The 15,014-nt window shown below is 69.6% G+C and carries 19 protein-coding genes; all 19 read right to left on the reverse strand.

What is annotated here, in order from left to right; all coding sequences use genetic code 11:
* Position 1: 1 nt before the first annotated feature.
* Positions 2-277 (reverse strand): flagellar biosynthesis protein FliQ, encoded by a 276-nt coding sequence (gene fliQ, locus AB8M85_RS09120; RefSeq protein WP_372698462.1) that lies wholly within the window; start codon positions 275-277, stop codon positions 2-4.
* Between the two features lies 1 nt (position 278).
* Positions 279-1,121, reverse strand: coding sequence for a flagellar type III secretion system pore protein FliP (gene fliP / locus AB8M85_RS09125; RefSeq protein ID WP_372698463.1), 843 nt, complete (start codon positions 1,119-1,121; stop codon positions 279-281).
* Positions 1,100-1,669, reverse strand: a complete 570-nt coding sequence (gene fliO, locus AB8M85_RS09130; RefSeq protein ID WP_372698464.1) for a flagellar biosynthetic protein FliO — start codon at positions 1,667-1,669, stop codon at positions 1,100-1,102. Before fliO ends, fliP begins: the two co-directional genes overlap by 22 nt.
* Positions 1,670-2,416, reverse strand: a complete 747-nt coding sequence (gene fliN / locus AB8M85_RS09135; RefSeq protein WP_372698465.1) for a flagellar motor switch protein FliN — start codon at positions 2,414-2,416, stop codon at positions 1,670-1,672.
* Positions 2,413-3,342, reverse strand: a complete 930-nt coding sequence (locus tag AB8M85_RS09140) for a flagellar motor switch protein FliM (protein ID WP_372698466.1) — start codon at positions 3,340-3,342, stop codon at positions 2,413-2,415. Before AB8M85_RS09140 ends, fliN begins: the two co-directional genes overlap by 4 nt.
* Positions 3,343-3,429: 87 nt before the next feature.
* Complete coding sequence (locus AB8M85_RS09145; protein ID WP_372698467.1) at positions 3,430-4,257, reverse strand: flagellar motor protein MotB; 828 nt, start codon at positions 4,255-4,257, stop codon at positions 3,430-3,432.
* Positions 4,254-5,069, reverse strand: coding sequence for a motility protein A (locus AB8M85_RS09150; protein WP_372698468.1), 816 nt, complete (start codon positions 5,067-5,069; stop codon positions 4,254-4,256). The genes AB8M85_RS09145 and AB8M85_RS09150 overlap by 4 nt, the downstream gene beginning before the upstream one ends.
* Positions 5,070-5,072: 3 nt before the next feature.
* Positions 5,073-5,333, reverse strand: coding sequence for a flagellar FlbD family protein (locus AB8M85_RS09155; RefSeq protein ID WP_372698469.1), 261 nt, complete (start codon positions 5,331-5,333; stop codon positions 5,073-5,075).
* Between the two features lie 107 nt (positions 5,334-5,440).
* On the reverse strand, positions 5,441-6,274 hold the full coding sequence (locus tag AB8M85_RS09160) for a flagellar hook-basal body complex protein (protein WP_372698470.1): 834 nt from the start codon (positions 6,272-6,274) through the stop codon (positions 5,441-5,443).
* Between the two features lie 59 nt (positions 6,275-6,333).
* Positions 6,334-6,822, reverse strand: coding sequence for a flagellar hook assembly protein FlgD (locus tag AB8M85_RS09165; protein WP_372698471.1), 489 nt, complete (start codon positions 6,820-6,822; stop codon positions 6,334-6,336).
* Between the two features lie 11 nt (positions 6,823-6,833).
* A complete protein-coding gene (locus AB8M85_RS09170; RefSeq protein WP_372698472.1) occupies positions 6,834-7,442 on the reverse strand; it encodes a flagellar hook-length control protein FliK in 609 nt (202 codons plus the stop codon).
* A gap of 986 nt (positions 7,443-8,428) precedes the next feature.
* On the reverse strand, positions 8,429-9,193 hold the full coding sequence (locus AB8M85_RS09175) for a C40 family peptidase (protein WP_372698473.1): 765 nt from the start codon (positions 9,191-9,193) through the stop codon (positions 8,429-8,431).
* The gene (locus AB8M85_RS09180; RefSeq protein WP_372698474.1) at positions 9,190-9,618 is read right to left on the reverse strand and encodes a flagellar export protein FliJ; all 429 of its coding nucleotides are present in this window, start codon (positions 9,616-9,618) and stop codon (positions 9,190-9,192) included. The genes AB8M85_RS09175 and AB8M85_RS09180 overlap by 4 nt, the downstream gene beginning before the upstream one ends.
* Entirely contained in the window at positions 9,618-10,898 is a 1,281-nt protein-coding gene (locus AB8M85_RS09185) for a FliI/YscN family ATPase (protein WP_372698560.1), read from the reverse strand. The genes AB8M85_RS09180 and AB8M85_RS09185 overlap by 1 nt, the downstream gene beginning before the upstream one ends.
* A gap of 77 nt (positions 10,899-10,975) precedes the next feature.
* A complete protein-coding gene (locus AB8M85_RS09190; RefSeq protein ID WP_372698475.1) occupies positions 10,976-11,677 on the reverse strand; it encodes a FliH/SctL family protein in 702 nt (233 codons plus the stop codon).
* Positions 11,667-12,683: a flagellar motor switch protein FliG gene (gene fliG, locus AB8M85_RS09195; protein WP_372698476.1), complete on the reverse strand. Its 1,017-nt coding sequence runs from the start codon at positions 12,681-12,683 to the stop codon at positions 11,667-11,669. Before fliG ends, AB8M85_RS09190 begins: the two co-directional genes overlap by 11 nt.
* The gene (gene fliF, locus AB8M85_RS09200) at positions 12,680-14,293 is read right to left on the reverse strand and encodes a flagellar basal-body MS-ring/collar protein FliF (RefSeq protein WP_372698477.1); all 1,614 of its coding nucleotides are present in this window, start codon (positions 14,291-14,293) and stop codon (positions 12,680-12,682) included. The genes fliG and fliF overlap by 4 nt, the downstream gene beginning before the upstream one ends.
* On the reverse strand, positions 14,293-14,622 hold the full coding sequence (locus tag AB8M85_RS09205; protein ID WP_372698478.1) for a flagellar hook-basal body complex protein FliE: 330 nt from the start codon (positions 14,620-14,622) through the stop codon (positions 14,293-14,295). The genes fliF and AB8M85_RS09205 overlap by 1 nt, the downstream gene beginning before the upstream one ends.
* A complete protein-coding gene (locus AB8M85_RS09210) occupies positions 14,622-15,014 on the reverse strand; it encodes a flagellar basal body rod protein FlgC (RefSeq protein ID WP_372698479.1) in 393 nt (130 codons plus the stop codon). The genes AB8M85_RS09205 and AB8M85_RS09210 overlap by 1 nt, the downstream gene beginning before the upstream one ends.

Here is a 15,014-nt window from a genome sequence, read left to right on the forward strand (position 1 = left end):
CTCATCCGCCCTGGAGCAGCGAGGGGAGCTTGTCGAAAAGGTCGTGCGTGAACAGGACCATTTCGGAGATCATCCAGTGCCCGCAGATGACCAGGGCGATGGCCACGGCGACGGCCTTGGGGACGAAGGAGAGCGTGATTTCCTGGATCTGTGTCATCGACTGGATCAGCGAGATGGCGAAGCCGACCACCAGCGAGGTGATCAGCACCGGGGCCGCCAGCTTGGCGGCGACGAGCAGGCCGGAGAGCCCGATGTCCAGGACGGCGTTGGTATCCATCTCAGCCACCACCGGACCCGTAGCTGCCGATCAGCGCGGTGACGATCAGGCCCCACCCGTCGACGAGGACGAAGAGCAGGATCTTGAACGGCAGCGAGATCATCACCGGCGGGAGCATCATCATGCCCATGGACATCAGGGCGGAGGCGACGACCAGGTCGATGACCAGGAACGGCACGAAGATCACGAAGCCGATGATGAACGCGGCGCGCAGCTCGGAGATCATGAAGGCGGGGATCAGCGTGGTCAGCGCAACGTCGTCCGGGGTGGCCGGGTTCGCCATCCCCGCGGCCCGGGTCATCAGGGCGATGTCCTCTTCGCGGGTGTGCGCCATCATGAAGTCCTGCAGTGGTGCGACGCCGGCCCCAAGGGCCTGGTCGAAGGTGAGGGTGCCGTTGAGGTAGGGCTGCACGCCCAGGTCGTTCATCTGGGTGAGCACCGGGGCCATGATGAACAGCGACAGGAACAACGCCAGGCCGGCGAGGACCTGGTTCGGCGGGATCGTCGGCAGGGCCAGGGCGTTGCGGGTCATGGCCAGGACGACAAAGATCTTGGTGAACGAGCTCATCATCAGCAGCAGGGCGGGTGCGACCGAGAGCAGCGTGATGGCAATCAGGGTCACGACGGCAGAGCTCGGGGTCCCGTTGGGTCCGTTGATCTCCACGGAGAGCCCGCCGTTGTCGCCACCGGGTGTGGGTTCGACCGGTGCGGCGTGGCCGGTGCCGGCGGCGGCCAGCAGCAGGGTGGCTGTGGCCAGCAGGATGGCCACGAGCAGGACGGGCCAGCGCAGGCGGGATGCTGCTGCCGGCCGGGGTGCCGGGGTCATGACGGGCCGCGGCGCCATGCCGCGGCTGCCTGCCGCCAGGTCTGGGCGGACAGGATCGACCCGGCCAGCGGGGACGCCGGTTCCCGGGTGTGTGCCGCGTCGCCGTGGTTGCGGCTGCCGCGCAGGTCGCGCCGGAACTCCGGTGCCGGGGTGCCGTCCTGGACGACGTCGTAGGCATCGGTCCCGGTGCCTTCGGCCACGTCCGTCTCCGGGGTGTCGGTCCCGGGGCCCGCCGGTCCACGGCTGCGGTGGCGGGCATCATCGAGGTTCAACGCGAACAGGCGGCCGCGGTCGTTCCCGCCGGGTTGCTCCTCCTCGGCGGGCGCCACGTAGCTGTCGAGGACGTTGACCGACTGGTCGCCGACCCCGAGCAGGTAGCGTTTGCCGCCGACCTCGATCAGCGCCACCGAGGCCTTGGCCCCGATCCCCTGCCGGGCCACCACGGAGATGTCACGGCGCTGCCCGGAACCGGAGCGGGGTACCAGCTTCCGGCGCAGGACATAGAGCAGCCCCAGCACCACCGCCAGGGAGACGATGACGCGCAGGACCAGGAACAGGTTCTCCAACTAGCCGAGGCCTTCCGCGACGTCGAGGATCTGCGTGATGCGGATGCCGTAGTCCTGGTCCATCACGACCACCTCGCCATGGGCGATCAGCCGGCCGTTGAGCAGGACGTCGGCGGGGGCACCGGCGGAGCGGTCCAGTTCGACGACGGCGCCCGGCTCCAGGTTCAGCACGTCGCGCACTGCCATGCGGGTGCGGCCGATCTCCACGGTGAGGGCCATCTCGACGTTGTTGATGCGCCCGAGGCGGGATCCGACGTCGTTCCCGGTCTCGCGGGTTTCGGCCACGGTGGCGTCGCGGCCGGCGTGGTCGCGGATGCGCAGGCCGAACCAGCCCGCGATGGTGCCTTCGGCCTCGAGGGCGAAGACGACGGTTTCGTGGTCGTCCAGCAGTGCCTCGGCGGTGGCCGCGGTGGCCGGGGACAGGACGCCGGTGCCCAGCACGCCGGTGGCGGCCTCGAAGGCCGGGCGCAGGACGTCGGCGATGGAGACGAGCGAGGCGTCCATGCCCTCGGTGCCAGCCAGCAGGCTGCCGTCGATGTGGACGGCGACGTCGGCCGAGAGTTCACCCACGAACGTCGCGGTCACGGTCTCGCCCGCGCCGCCGAGCAGCGACCAGTCGCGGACCCCGGTGTGGATGCGGGCCGCGAGCGTGCGGGTGGTCGGCAGGACGGAGGCCAGGGCCTCCGCCGCCGAGACGTAGAGCTCGGTCGAGTGCAGGACCGGCTGGCGGGTCTGGTCGATGGTCATGCGGGGTTCTCCTCGGTGGAAACGACGACGGCGGCAATGCGCCCGTTGCGGGTGCCGACGGCGGCACGGCCGAGCCGGCGGCCGTCCACGCTCAGTTGCAGCGGTTGGTGGGACGGGTGTGGCATGGCCAGCACATCGCCGACCGACAGGTTGAGTATCGAGCGCGGGGTCACGTGCTTGGGCGTCAGCTCCAGGCTGACGTCGATGGGGATGGTGGCCAGTTGCCGGGCCAGCTGCTCGGCGGGGTCCCCCTCGGAGGCGGTGGTCATCTCGTGGGCGGCCCCCAGCTGTGGGAGCACCGCGTCTGCCGGCAGGGCAATGGTGGAGATGATCGTCCGATCCCCCACGCGGACGTCGAACGCCGCGACGATGACGACTTCCGACTTGGCGGCGGCCTGGGCGAACTGGGAGTTGTACTGCACGGAGTCGACGGTCAGCGGCTGTGTCAGCAGGGCGCCCAGCGAGTAGTGCAGGTCCTCGAGCGTCTCATCGAGCATCCGGCGCAGCAGGGAGAGTTCGATGCGGGTGAAGTTGCGTTCGGGGACGTCGACGGCCGTGGGGCTGCCGAGCATGTGGGAGGCCCAATTCAGGGCACCCGCGGCCGGGAACTGCACGACCGCCTTGGCTTCGAAGCCCTCGATCTCGCACAGGATCATGGCGGTGGTGTCGGGGAGCTGTGAGACGTAGTCGTCGTAGGTGTCCATGCAGACGCTGAGCAGGGTCACCTGCGACATGACGCGCACCTTGGCGGTCAGCTGCGTGCCCCACTGCCGGGCGAATGTCTCGAAGGCCAACTCGAGCACGCGGGAGTGCTCGCGGGCCAGGGTGGCGGGCCGGCGGAAGTCATAGACCTGCACGGAACGGGAGAACGGGATTTCGGGATCGGGCGCCCCCACAGCGGGCCGGTCCACTGACGAGACTGTCACGGGGTCCACTATCGGACGCCCCGACTCCGGCGTTAGCAGCTCGGTCCGGTTTCCCGGTCGGCGTGCTTCCGCCGGCCGTTTCCCTTCCTACCGGCGGGCGGCGGCGGTTGGCAGCAGCGACCGCACGCTTTCGGGCTGGTCGGACAGGACGACGACGTCGACGCGGCGGTTCAGGGACAGGTCCTTGTTCCCGGGCAGGGGGCGGGCGTCCCCGTAGCCGACGGAGGCGATGCGGTTTCCGCGGATCCCGCCGTCCTCCACCAGGGTGCGCAGCACCCGGGTGGCGCGGCTGGCCGAGAGTTCCCAGTTGGTCGGATACGGGTCGACGGGTTGGACCACGTCGGCGAACCCCTCGACTTCGAAGGAGCGTTTGGTGGGTGCCAACACGGGGGCAATGGCCTCGAGCACCTCGACGGCGTTGCCCGTCAAGTCCGCGCTGTTGGGTTCGAAGAAGGTCTCGGCGCTGACCAGCCGGATGGTCAACCCGCGTTGGTCGATCGTGAAGTCGGCCGCGCCGCGGTGCCCGGTCTCCTCCAGCCGGACTTCGATCCGGTGCTTGAGCTCCTCCAGGTCGGCCCGTTCGGCCTCCGCCATCCGGCGCAGGTCCTGTTGGGTTTCCAGCGCCAGTTCCTGGTCGGTGAACATGCCCTCCTTGCCGGTGTCCTCCGGGGGGACGACCAGGCCCTCGGCGGTGTCGACGGTTTGCGACTGCTCGACGCCGAAGCCGGTGGCCAGCGAGGTCTTGAGCTTCTCGAACTTGGCCTGGTCGACGGTGGACATGGCGTAGAGGACGATGAACAGGCACATGAGGACCGTGACCATGTCCATGTAGGAGGCCATCCAGCGTTCCTCGCCGCCGTGGCCTTCCTCCTGCCGTTTGCGGCGTCCGCCCCGTCCGCCCCGGCCGCGGCTCATGCCGCTTCCTGCAGTCCGTCCAGCGGGGCGTCGTCGCCGCCCTTGCCCTTCTTCTCCTCGGCCAGTTCATGGGGCGGGACCATGGCCCGCAGGCGTTCTGCCAGCAGCATCGGCTGGCTGCCGGCCTGGATGGACAGCACGCCTTCCATCACCAGTTCCATCCGCCCGGTCTCGAGTTCGGAGAGGCGCTTAAGCCGGGCGCCGATGGGCAGCCACATGAAGTTCGCCGAGACCAGCCCCCAGAGGGTGGCGACGAAGGCGGCGGCGATCATGTGCCCCAGTTCATCGGGTTTGGAGAGGTTCTCGAGCACGTGGGTCAGCGAGACGACGGTGCCGATGATCCCGACGGTGGGTGCGAAGCCGCCCATGGTGGAGAAGAACTTGTGACCGATCGCGTCGGTGTTCTCCTTGGTGGCGATGTCGTCCTCAAGCTGCAGGCGCAGGTCCTCGCCGTCCATTCCGTCGGCGAGGTTCTGCAGGGCCCGTGCCAGGAAAGGGTCCTTGGTTTCGGCGGCCTCGTGTTCCATGGCCAGCAAGCCGTCCTTGCGGGCGACCTCGGCGAGGGAAACCAGCCGGTCGATGAGTGCCTTGGGCGATTCGATCTTGCCCTTGAAGGCCTTGGGCAGCGCCTTGACGGCGACCAGGGCGTCCTTGATCGTGCCGCTGGCGACGCCGACGGCGATGGTCCCGAAGAACACCAGGATCATCGGTGCGGGCAGCAGGATGGACGTGATGCTGGCGCCCTCCATGATCAGCATCGTGAACATGGCGCCAAAGGCCAGCACGAGACCTATCAGGGTTGCGGGATCCATCGGTTAGACCGTCCTCGGGCGCAGCGGGAGTGTTCCATCAGGGGGCAGGTTGTCAGGCACCGCGGAATCCAGGCCGCGCGCTAGGGAGACGACGCGGGCACGGAATTGCGCGATCAAGCCGATGACCTCATCCATGGATTCCACCACCACGTACTTCGCGCCGTTCACCATGACCAGCACGGTGTCCGGGTTTTCCTGGATCCGTTCGATGAGGTCGGGATTGATCGCGAAGCGGCTGGTGTTCAGCCGGGTCACGACGATCATGGGCCCGTCCTTTCACGACCCACTCTCGGCAGCGGGCGCGGCGCCGTTAGCCGTTGGCCGCCCCTGTTGGGAGGCCCGCGTCACGGTGTACGGCGCCGCCGCCCGGATTAGCGCTTGAGGTTCGCCAGTTCCTGCAGGACCTCGTCGCTGGTGGTGATGATCCGCGCGTTGGCCTGGAAGCCGCGCTGGGCAACGATCAGGTTGGTGAATTCCTGGGAGAGGTCCACGTTGGACATCTCCAGCGCGCCGCCGATGATCGCACCGGTCCCCTGCTCGCCGGAGGAGACGATGTCCACGGCCCCGGAGTTGGCGGTGGCGGTGTAGCCCGAGCCGCCGGCCTTCTGCAGGCCAGCCGGGTTGGCCACGGTACCCAGAGCGATGCGGGCGATGGTCTCTTGCCTCCCGTCACTGAAGTTACCGGTTAAGGTGCCGTCGGAGCCCAAGGTGTAGGACTCCAGACCCTCGAGATTCGGATTCAACTTGATGTTCTTGGTATCGGAGGTCGTGTCGAGCACACCATCGGTGGCCATCCAGCCCTGGACGATGCCACCGTCGGGGCTGACCAGCTGTCCGATGCCGTCGAAGTCGAAGGCTCCGGAGCGGGTGAGCACCGTGGTGTCCCCGTGCTTGGTGACGAAGAACCCGTTGCCGGAAATCATCATGTCCGTGGCCTTGCCGGTGTTCTGTGTCGAGCCTTGGCCGAAGTTCGTGCTGACCCCGGCAACCTGGACACCGAGGCCGACCTGGGCCGGGTTCGAGCCCGCGGTTCCGGGTTGGGGCGTGGTCCCGCCCTGGGTCATCTGGGACAGGGTGTCCTGGAACTGCGTGGAGGAGGACTTGAAGCCTGCGGTATTGACGTTGGCGATGTTGTTGCCGGTGACGTCGAGCATGGTCTGGTGTGCGCGGAGGCCTGAGATTCCGGAGTACAGCGAGCGGAGCATGATGTGCCTTTCTGGAAAGCTGTCGGTGAAGCGGGTTGGTCGTGCTGTCGTGTGGTGGTCTAGGCGGTGGTGGTTGCCGGGGGTTCGGTTCCAGTCGCCGGGTCCGTGTCTGTTGAGTCCCCCGTCTCGGTTCCGGCGGCAGACTCGGTTGTGCGGATGGAGGCGATCTGCGAATACGGAACCTGGGTGGTGCCGATCGTGACGGTGGGCTCGAGCCCGGCGAAGGAGACGGCGGTAACCACCCCGGTCAGCGGCTCGTCCCCCGCGGCGGTCACTTCCCGGCCGATGAGCGAAGCCGCTGCCGAGCGCTGCTGGACGGCGAGCGCCGTGTCCTGCGTGGCGCTGAGCGCGTTGAGCCGCTCCATGGAGGCCAGCTGCGTGGTCTGGGCGATCATCTGGTTGGTGTCCATGGGCGAGCTCGGGTCCTGGTTGGCCAGCTGGGTGACGAGCAGGTGCATGAAGACCTCGCTGTCCATGGTCTTCTTCGGGGTGCGGACGGGAGCGGCGGTCGTGCCGATCTGGCTCGCCTCGATGGGTGGGACGGTCATGGTGTTCCTTCCTAAGCCAAGACGTCGAGCTGCGTGGAATACGGGTTGGAGCCGGACGCTGTCCCCGCCGCCTCGGATGCGGGGACGAAGGCGGAAGCGCCTTCCCGTGGTCCGCCGGCAGTGGAACCGGCGGCTGAATCCCGGGTCGGCCCGCGGTCGGCGGCTCCCTGTTCCGCGCCCATCGGGTGACCGGCAGAGCCGGATTGCCCTCCGGTTCCGGTTTGGCCGGCGCCAGCTTGCGTCTGTCCTTGCTGCGCTCCCCCACCGGTGCCGGCGAATCCGGCATCCTGTCGTGCAGGCGTCGATAACCCCACCGAACCGTGACCGAGAACAGCGAGGTCGCGCCGCAGGTCCCCAAGCATGCCGCGCAAGGCATCCCGGCCTGCATCCGTAGGGGCCAGCAGCTCTACGCGCAGGCCGTCGGCTCCGAGGTGGGCCTTGACGGTGACCGGCCCCAGCCCTTCGGGAGCGACATTCACGGTCAGTGTCCGATCGCCGTGGGGGCCGGCTGCCAGGGTGGCGATGGGACCAGCGAGCTGCTGGTTCAACGGTGCCGGCGCCGGTACAGCAGCAACGGGGGTGCTGGCCGGCACGGCGGAGGCTCCGGTCAGGACTGGCACGGGACCAGGTCCTGCCACCGCAGGGGCGGGGGTTGCCGTAGGAGCTTGGGTCGCCGTAAGAACGTGGGCTTCCGCAGGCGCCGTGGTCGGCACAGACACCTGAGCAGGAGTGCCTCCCGAAGGTGCGACCGCTGGGGTGCGAGCCGTTGCAGTAGCCTGCACGGCAGCTCGATCCGACGTGACGCCTGACTTTTCGCCCGATACGGCAGGTCCTGAGGGCGATAACTCGGGCATCTGGGCGGCTGATGCCGCAGTGCCGATGGGAGCGCCGTTCGCACGGGCTGTCGTGCCACCGTTGGCCGGCACCTGCACCGGTGCCGCAGCGGGGCTGGCCGACGCAGCGGCGCTGGTGGACGCAGCGGCACTTGGAGCCGGGGACGGGGCCGAAGAACCAGTCTCCTGCAGCGGCTGCTGCCCGCCCGGGCCGATCGGAGCGGCGAGGGAGGCAGGAGGCTGCTGGGCTGTGTTGTCAGCTACCGCGTCGCGAGAGGGGTTGCCGGTTCCAGGTCCGGTCTGGGCCACCATGTCGTCCACGGCAGGCGGGACCGGGTCGGTGATGCCGTCGGCACCTGTCGTAGTGGAGGCTGGATCGGCCGGGGCAGCCTCGGGGGCTTCCGGCTGGGCTGGTGCGGCACCGGGCATGGCAGCAACACCGGGTTCCAGACCGGACGGACCGGGAACCGTGGAGCCCGGTCCCGGGGGTGCCGGAGTTGCTGAAGGCACTGCTCCCGCGGGAGCGCTTGAACCCGCCTCCGTCGAGACACCCGGAACAGCTGGTGGAACCGCCGGGGACGAGGCTGGCGCTCCCCCAGGCTGGGTGTCCGTCCTGGTGCCCTGGGGTTCGTTGCCGCGTCGGGCCAGGCCGTGCTGTTCGGTGGCGAGGGCATCGCCGAAGGAGGCAGCGCCGTCGTGCGCGGTGGAGGACGTCGGACCGGATGGCCGCATCCCCGTTGCGGTGGGGGCCGACGACGCGGTCACGATGGCGTTCATGATGCTGCCCCGGCGAAGGCCGCCTGTTGCAGGGCCAACGATGCGGCAGCCGAGCCACTCGGGGCCACGGTGGGTGCCGGCGTCTCTGCCGGAACGATGCGGCGGATGGTCATGATGTCCTTGTCGGTTTCGAACAGCTCGCGGATGCTGACCTTTTCGCCAGGTCGCGGTGCATGGATCATCTTGTTGTCCCCCAGGTAGATGCCGATGTGCTTGCCGTTGCGCAGCACCAGCAGGTCGCCGGGCTTGGCCTGGGACAGCGAGGGGACCTCGGTGCCGACGGTGGCTTGCTGGCGGGCCACGCGGGGCAGGTCGATGCCCAGGTCGCGGAAGGTGTGCTGGACCAGCGAGGAGCAGTCCAGGCCGATCGCCGGGTTGTTCCCGCCCCAGACGTAGGGCACGCCCAGGTATTTCTTGGCGGTGGCGACGACGTCGGCGCCGGTGGTGGAGCCGTGTTTCTTCACCGGCCCGACCTCGTCGGCGCCGGTGGCCTTTGCCCCCGCGGTCGTCCCGGATCCCGGCGCGAGGACGCTGGCTAGGGCCCCGGAGAACGCGTCGGCGGTTCCGGCCGTCGGCGAGGCCCCGGATCCGGCCAGCGTCGCCGCGGCCAGCTGGGCGGCGGCCGAGGCGGCGGTGTTGGACGAGGTGCTGCCCGCTGCGGCGCCCGTCGCGGTGGTGGCGGGCCGTTGGGCTGCCCCGGAGACCTGGGCCAGCGTCGACTGGATGGAGTTGATGCGCCCGAGCGCTTCGGTGATGCTCATGGGGTGCCTTCCTGTCCGCTACGTGCCCGGGAGGCCACTTCGTCGAGGGCCGCTTGTTCGCGGGCCAAGTCGTCGGCGACCAGGGCCGTCTGGTGCCGCTCGCCCAGTTTTTGGAGCATCAGGGCGTCGCGGCGCGCCTGGCGATAGGTGTCGCGCGCTGTTTCGGCCTCGTCGGCCAGGCTCTCGACGAGCCCATCGAGTTCGACCAGCATCCCGCGGGTGGAGGCCCGCACGGCGGCGACGGCCTGCAGGGCCGCGACGCTGTCCACGTCCGTCGGGGTGCCCCCGGCGCGGGTCCGCAGCCGGTTGACCCGGGCGGTTCCCTCGCGCAGGCCGGTGTTGGCCACGGCGAGCTTGCCGGCGGCCTGGGCCTCCTGGGATTCGCGCAGCCGCAACAGCCCGGCCAGGCGGAACGCGCGGGACATCAGGCCACCCCCATGCCGCGCACCAGTGCGTCGAGCTCGGTCCACGCCGTGGTGGCGGGCACCGGGGCATCGAGCCGCTGGCACAGGAACTCGTTGATGGCGTCCTCGTGGTCGACGGCTGCGTCGACCAGCGGGTTGGTCCCGCGCTGGTAGGCACCGACGTCGAGCAGGTCCTGGGCGGCCCGGCGGGCGGCCAGGATGCGGCGCAAGGAGGCGGCGGTGGCCGCGGCGTCCCGGGTGGTGACGCGGGAGGCGACGCGGGAAACCGAACCCAGGACGTCGATGGACGGGAAGTGCCCGGCGACGGCGAGCTTGCGGTCCAGCACCACGTGCCCGTCCAGCAGGGAACGCGCCGAGTCGGCGATGGGTTCGTTGTGGTCATCGCCGTCGACCAGGACCGTGTAGATCCCGGTGATGGACCCGGAGGAGTCGGTGCCGGCGCGTTCGAGCAGCCGGGCCAGCAGCGAGAAGGTCGAGGGCGGGTAGCCGCGGGTGGCCGGTGGTTCGCCGGCGGAGAGGCCGATCTCGCGTTGGGCCATGGCCACGCGGGTCAGCGAGTCCATCATCAGCAGCACGTCGGAGCCGCCGTTACGGAAGTGCTCGGCGATGCGGGTGGCGGCGAAGGCCGCGCGCAGGCGCATGCGCGCCGGCTCGTCGGAGGTGGACACGACGACGATGGACCGGGCCAGGCCCTCGGGCCCCAAGTCTTCCTCGAGGAACTCGCGCACCTCGCGGCCGCGCTCGCCGACCAGGGCGATGACGTTGACGGCGGCGTTGGTGCCGCGGGCGACCATGGACAGCAGCGAGGACTTCCCGACGCCGGAGCCGGCGAACAGGCCGATGCGCTGGCCGCGGCCGACCGCGGTCATGGTGTCCAGCGCGCGGACCCCGAGTTGGAGTTGTTCGCTGATGCGTGTGCGTTCCATCGGCGAGGGCGGTTCGTTTTCCAAGGCGACCAGCTCGTGGTCGCCGAGGGGCCCCTTGCCGTCGATGGGGCGGCCGAGGCCGTCGATGACGCGGCCCATGAGCGCGTGGCCGACCGGGATCAGGGCCGGGCGCCCGGTGGTACGCACGTGGTCACCGGCGGAGATCGACTCCAGCGGGCCCAACGGCATGCAGTGCAAGGTGGTGCGGGTGGCGGCGACGACCTCGGCCGGGACGCGCGCCTCGCCGATGTGCACGACGGCGCCGACCGGGCAGGACAGCCCGGCGACCTCGAGGCCGAGGCCCAGGATGGAGGTGACCACGCCGATGCGCGCCGGGGGTGCGGCCGTGATCATGGCGCGCAATTGGGGCAGTCTGGATCCCGTGCTGGTTCCGGTCCTTGAGCCCGGCCTGTTTTCAATGGCGAGGGTGCTCATGTGTCACCACTCTGCAGGGCGGCCCGGCAGCGGGCCAGCGCCTCGCCGATGCGCGCGTCGAGGTAGCCGTCCTCGAACTCGGTAATCGCGTCGCCGCGCTCCAGCCGGGGATCGGCGACCAGGTTGATGCGCCCGTCCAGGTCGAGTCCGGCGGGCAAGGCCGCCAGGTCCTCGGGGTGCAGGTGCACCGCGTGGACGGTGGCGGCCTCGACGCCGGCCAGGGCGCGGGCCAGGGCTGCGCGGGCGCCGTGCTCGGTGTCCAGTAGTTCGGTGCCCAGCACGGCCTGGGCCAGATGGAGGGCCGACTCGGCCAGCAGCTGGGAGGCATCCTCGAGGACCGGCAGCATGCGCCGGTGCAGCGCGACGGCGGCACCGTTGAGGGTGGCCACTGCTGCGGCGAGATCGCGTTGGCGGGCCATTTCGGCGGCGTGGTGCCGGCGCTGGAGTTCCTCGCGCTCGGCACGGACGTCCGCTTCGGCGGCGCGGCGGCCGGCAGCGTAGCCGGAGGCGTACCCGCGGGCGCGCGCACTCGAGGTCTCCGGGTCCGTGGTATCGGCGGCGGTGGCCCCGAGGGAAGAGAAGACGACGGGACGGAACTGCTCCGGATCGATCGTACCGCCGGTCTGGCCGGCCGATTTGCCCGTCGTGGCAGCCGGCTGGGACCAGGAGGGCCGGGTGGGGGACGTTTCAGACAACATAGTCGTCATCGTCCCCACGCTGCACGGTGATCTCGCCCTGGGCTTCGAGTTCGCGGATGGACCGCACGATGTCGGCGCGGGCCTGCTCCACCTGCGAGACGCGGACCTTCCCCATCGCCTCGATTTCGCCCTTGAGGATCTCCTGGGTGCGGTCGGAGATGTTGGCCCGGATGGTCTCTACGACGGGTGCCGCGGCACCCTTCATGGCCAGCGCGAGGGCCTTGGGGTCGATGCCACGCAGCACGCGTTGCACATCGCGGCGCTCGAACTTCACCAGGTCGGCGAAGGTGAGCATGCGTGAGCGGACCTCTTCGGCCAGTTCCGGATCGTTGGCGTCCAGGCTCTCCAGCAGGTCACGTTCCATGGCGACGTCGGAGCGGTTGATGATGTCGACCAGCGGCTGGATGCCGCCGACGACGTCGGCCTCCTCCCTCGGACCGACCATGGACCCGGCGCGGGATTTGAGCGCCTCGGCGACGATCTTCACGTATTCCGGCGACGCGTTGCCCATGGTGGCCAGGGCCCGGGCGACGGCGGTGCGCAGTTCGGATTCGAAACCGGCCATGACGGCGGAGCCGACGTCGGGAGGCAGGTGGGCGATGACCAGGGCGATGGTCTGCGGCAGCTCGCCGTCGAGCAGGGAGACCAGTTGGGTGGCCTCGGCGGTGGCCAGGAACTCGAAGCTCCTGCCCGCGTTCGTGGACGCGATGCGGTCCAGCACGGAGGTGGCCTTCTCCGACCCGAAGGAGGCCTCCAGCAGTCCGGCGGCGAAGTCCTTGCCGCCGCGCGTGCCGGCCTTGCCGGTGCTCGTCAGTTCGTAGATCTCCGAGAGGGCCTGCTCGGCGACCTCGCTGTCCACCCGGCGCAGACGCACTAGTTCGGCGGCGATCTCGCCGGCCTCCTCCTCGGAGAACTGGCGCATCACGGCCGCGGCGTTGGCGCGGTCCATCTGCATCAGCACGACGGCGACCTTCTGGGTGCCGGTCAATTCGACGGTGGGACTCATGCGTTCGCCCGATCATCCATGACGGTCCGCAGGTAATCGGCCATCATCGCGGGATCGGAAGCGGCCATGGCATCCAGATCGCTGCGCTTGCGGGCCGAATCCTCATCGGCTCCGAACGCCGGAACGGGAACAGGTGCCGCCACGGCGGCCGGGACGGGGATGCTGGGGATCGACGTGGTGGCCGGGGCGTCGAGGGACTGGAATTTATCCGGCAGCGCCTCGTATTCGTGGAATTCGCCGATGTCCAGCGGCTCGCGGTTCTGCTTGTTCCGGCGGCGGAACAGGATCACGGCCAGAATGAGGAGCAGGGCGAGCACCGAGGCTCCGGCGATGACCAGGGTCCGCATCAGTTCGGCCTTCCGCGCGGCTTCAGCGTCGGCGTTCGCCGCGGCCAGGGCATCCTGGGCCGCGGTGGCGTCTTCGGCGTTGAACGGGATCACGTTCACGCTGACCAGATCGCCACGGTCCGTGTTGATCCCGGCGGCTGCACTGACCATCTCGGTGACCTTGTCGACGTCCAGGCCCTGGGTGGAGGCGGCGTCCAACGCCACGGAGATCGTCTGGCGTTCCAGGGAACCGGCGGGAATGCTGCGGTTCTCGGTGACCTTGTTGACCGCGTTGGTCCGGTCGGACGTCTCCGAGGTGAACGTCCCGTCGCCGGTGGAGTTCTCCGGGACGGCGATGTTGTCCGGCCCCAGCACGCCGGCGCTGCCGCCGCCGGTGCCCTCGTAGTTCTCGGTCTTGGTCGATTCGGTCAGGGCCGGGGCGCCCTTCGGGTCGGTGAAGGACTCCTCGGTCCGCTCGGCCGATTCCATGCTCATGTCCGCGGCGACGGCAACGGTGGCGTTGCCCCGGCCGACGACGCGGTCGAGCATGCCCTGGACCGCGGCCTGGATCCGCTCCTCGTAGTCGGAGGCCTGCGCGTCCACTCCCCCGGTGGCCCCGACGCCGACGGCGGAGAGCAGCGTGCCGGCGGCATCGACCACGGCGACGTTCTCGGGCTTGAGCCCGTCGACGGCGGCCGAGGCCAGGTGCACCACGGACTGGACCTGGTCGCGAGTCAGCGTGGTCCCGGGTGTGGTCTCCACGAAGATCGAGGCGGTCGGATCGACCTTGGAGTCTACGAACACGGTCTCCTCCGGGATGGCGAGCTTCACCGAGGCCATCTTGACGCCGTCGAGCGCCTCGACGGTCTTGGCCAGTTCGCCCTCGAGGGCGCGCTTGTAGGTGACGGACTGCTGGAATTCGCTGGAGGTGACGCCCATGTCGTCGAGCAGGGAGTAGCCGCCCTGGCCCGCGGTGGGCATGCCGGCGGCGGCGGCCTTCAGCCGCGCGTCGTACACGTTCTCCTCGGGGACCATGATGGTCGCTCCGCCGTTGGAGAGCTCGTACGGGATGCCGTCGGTCTTGAGCTGCTCGACGATGGCGGAGGCGTCGGCGGCCTGCAGGCCCGTGAACAGCGGCGAGTAGCGCGGCTGCGTGACGAAGGTGGCCAGGGCGATGCCGCCGAGGACCAGCACGGCGATGCCGATGATGGCCACGGTGCGTTGGCCGATGCTGAAGCCGCCGATGGTCTGCCCGAGTTTGGCCAGCGGCGCGGGGACGGCCATCAGGCCTGCATCCGCATGATCTCGTTGAACGCCTCGACCCCGCGGTTGCGGAAGGTGGCGGCCATTTCAAGGGCGATGGAGGAACGGGCCGATGCCAGCGTGGCGGCGTGGATGTCCGTGAGGTCGCCAGTGACGGCCTGGATGGCCAGCTCGTTGGAGACGCCCTTGAGTTCCTGGACATTGTCCACGGCGCCGGCGAGCGTGGAGGCGAACTGGCTGCCGTCGGTGGACGGCCCCTCGGCCTTGCCGGCATAACCGGTGGGGGTCGTCGGTGCCACCGAGGTGACGGACGGGATGGACCCCGCAATGGGGGGAACGACGGCGGGCATCAGTTGCGTCCGATCTGCAGGGCGGCCTGGTAGGTTTCCTTGGCCCGGTCCACGACGGCGGCGTTGGCCTGGTAGCCGCGCTGGGCCATGATCAGGGCGCCCATCTGCTCGGCGTAGTCGATGTCCGGGTAGCGCACGTTGCCGTTCTCGTCGGCCAGCGGGTGGTTCGGTTCGTGGACCACACGGCCCTCGGAGTCGCCGAGTTCGGTGCCGGCGACGTAGACGCCGTTGTCCTCGCCACCGGCCTGGGCCAGGACGTAGCGGGCACGGAAGGCGTCCTCGTTCGTGGCGGTGGCGGTGTTGATGTTGGAGAGGTTGTCCGCGACGGCGTCGAGCCACTTGCGGTGCACGGTCAGCGCGGTGCCGGCGATGCCGATGGCGTCGAGGGGCAT

It is taken from the genome of Arthrobacter sp. JSM 101049, from assembly GCF_041679245.1.
Classification (GTDB): Bacteria; Actinomycetota; Actinomycetes; order Actinomycetales; family Micrococcaceae; genus Arthrobacter_H.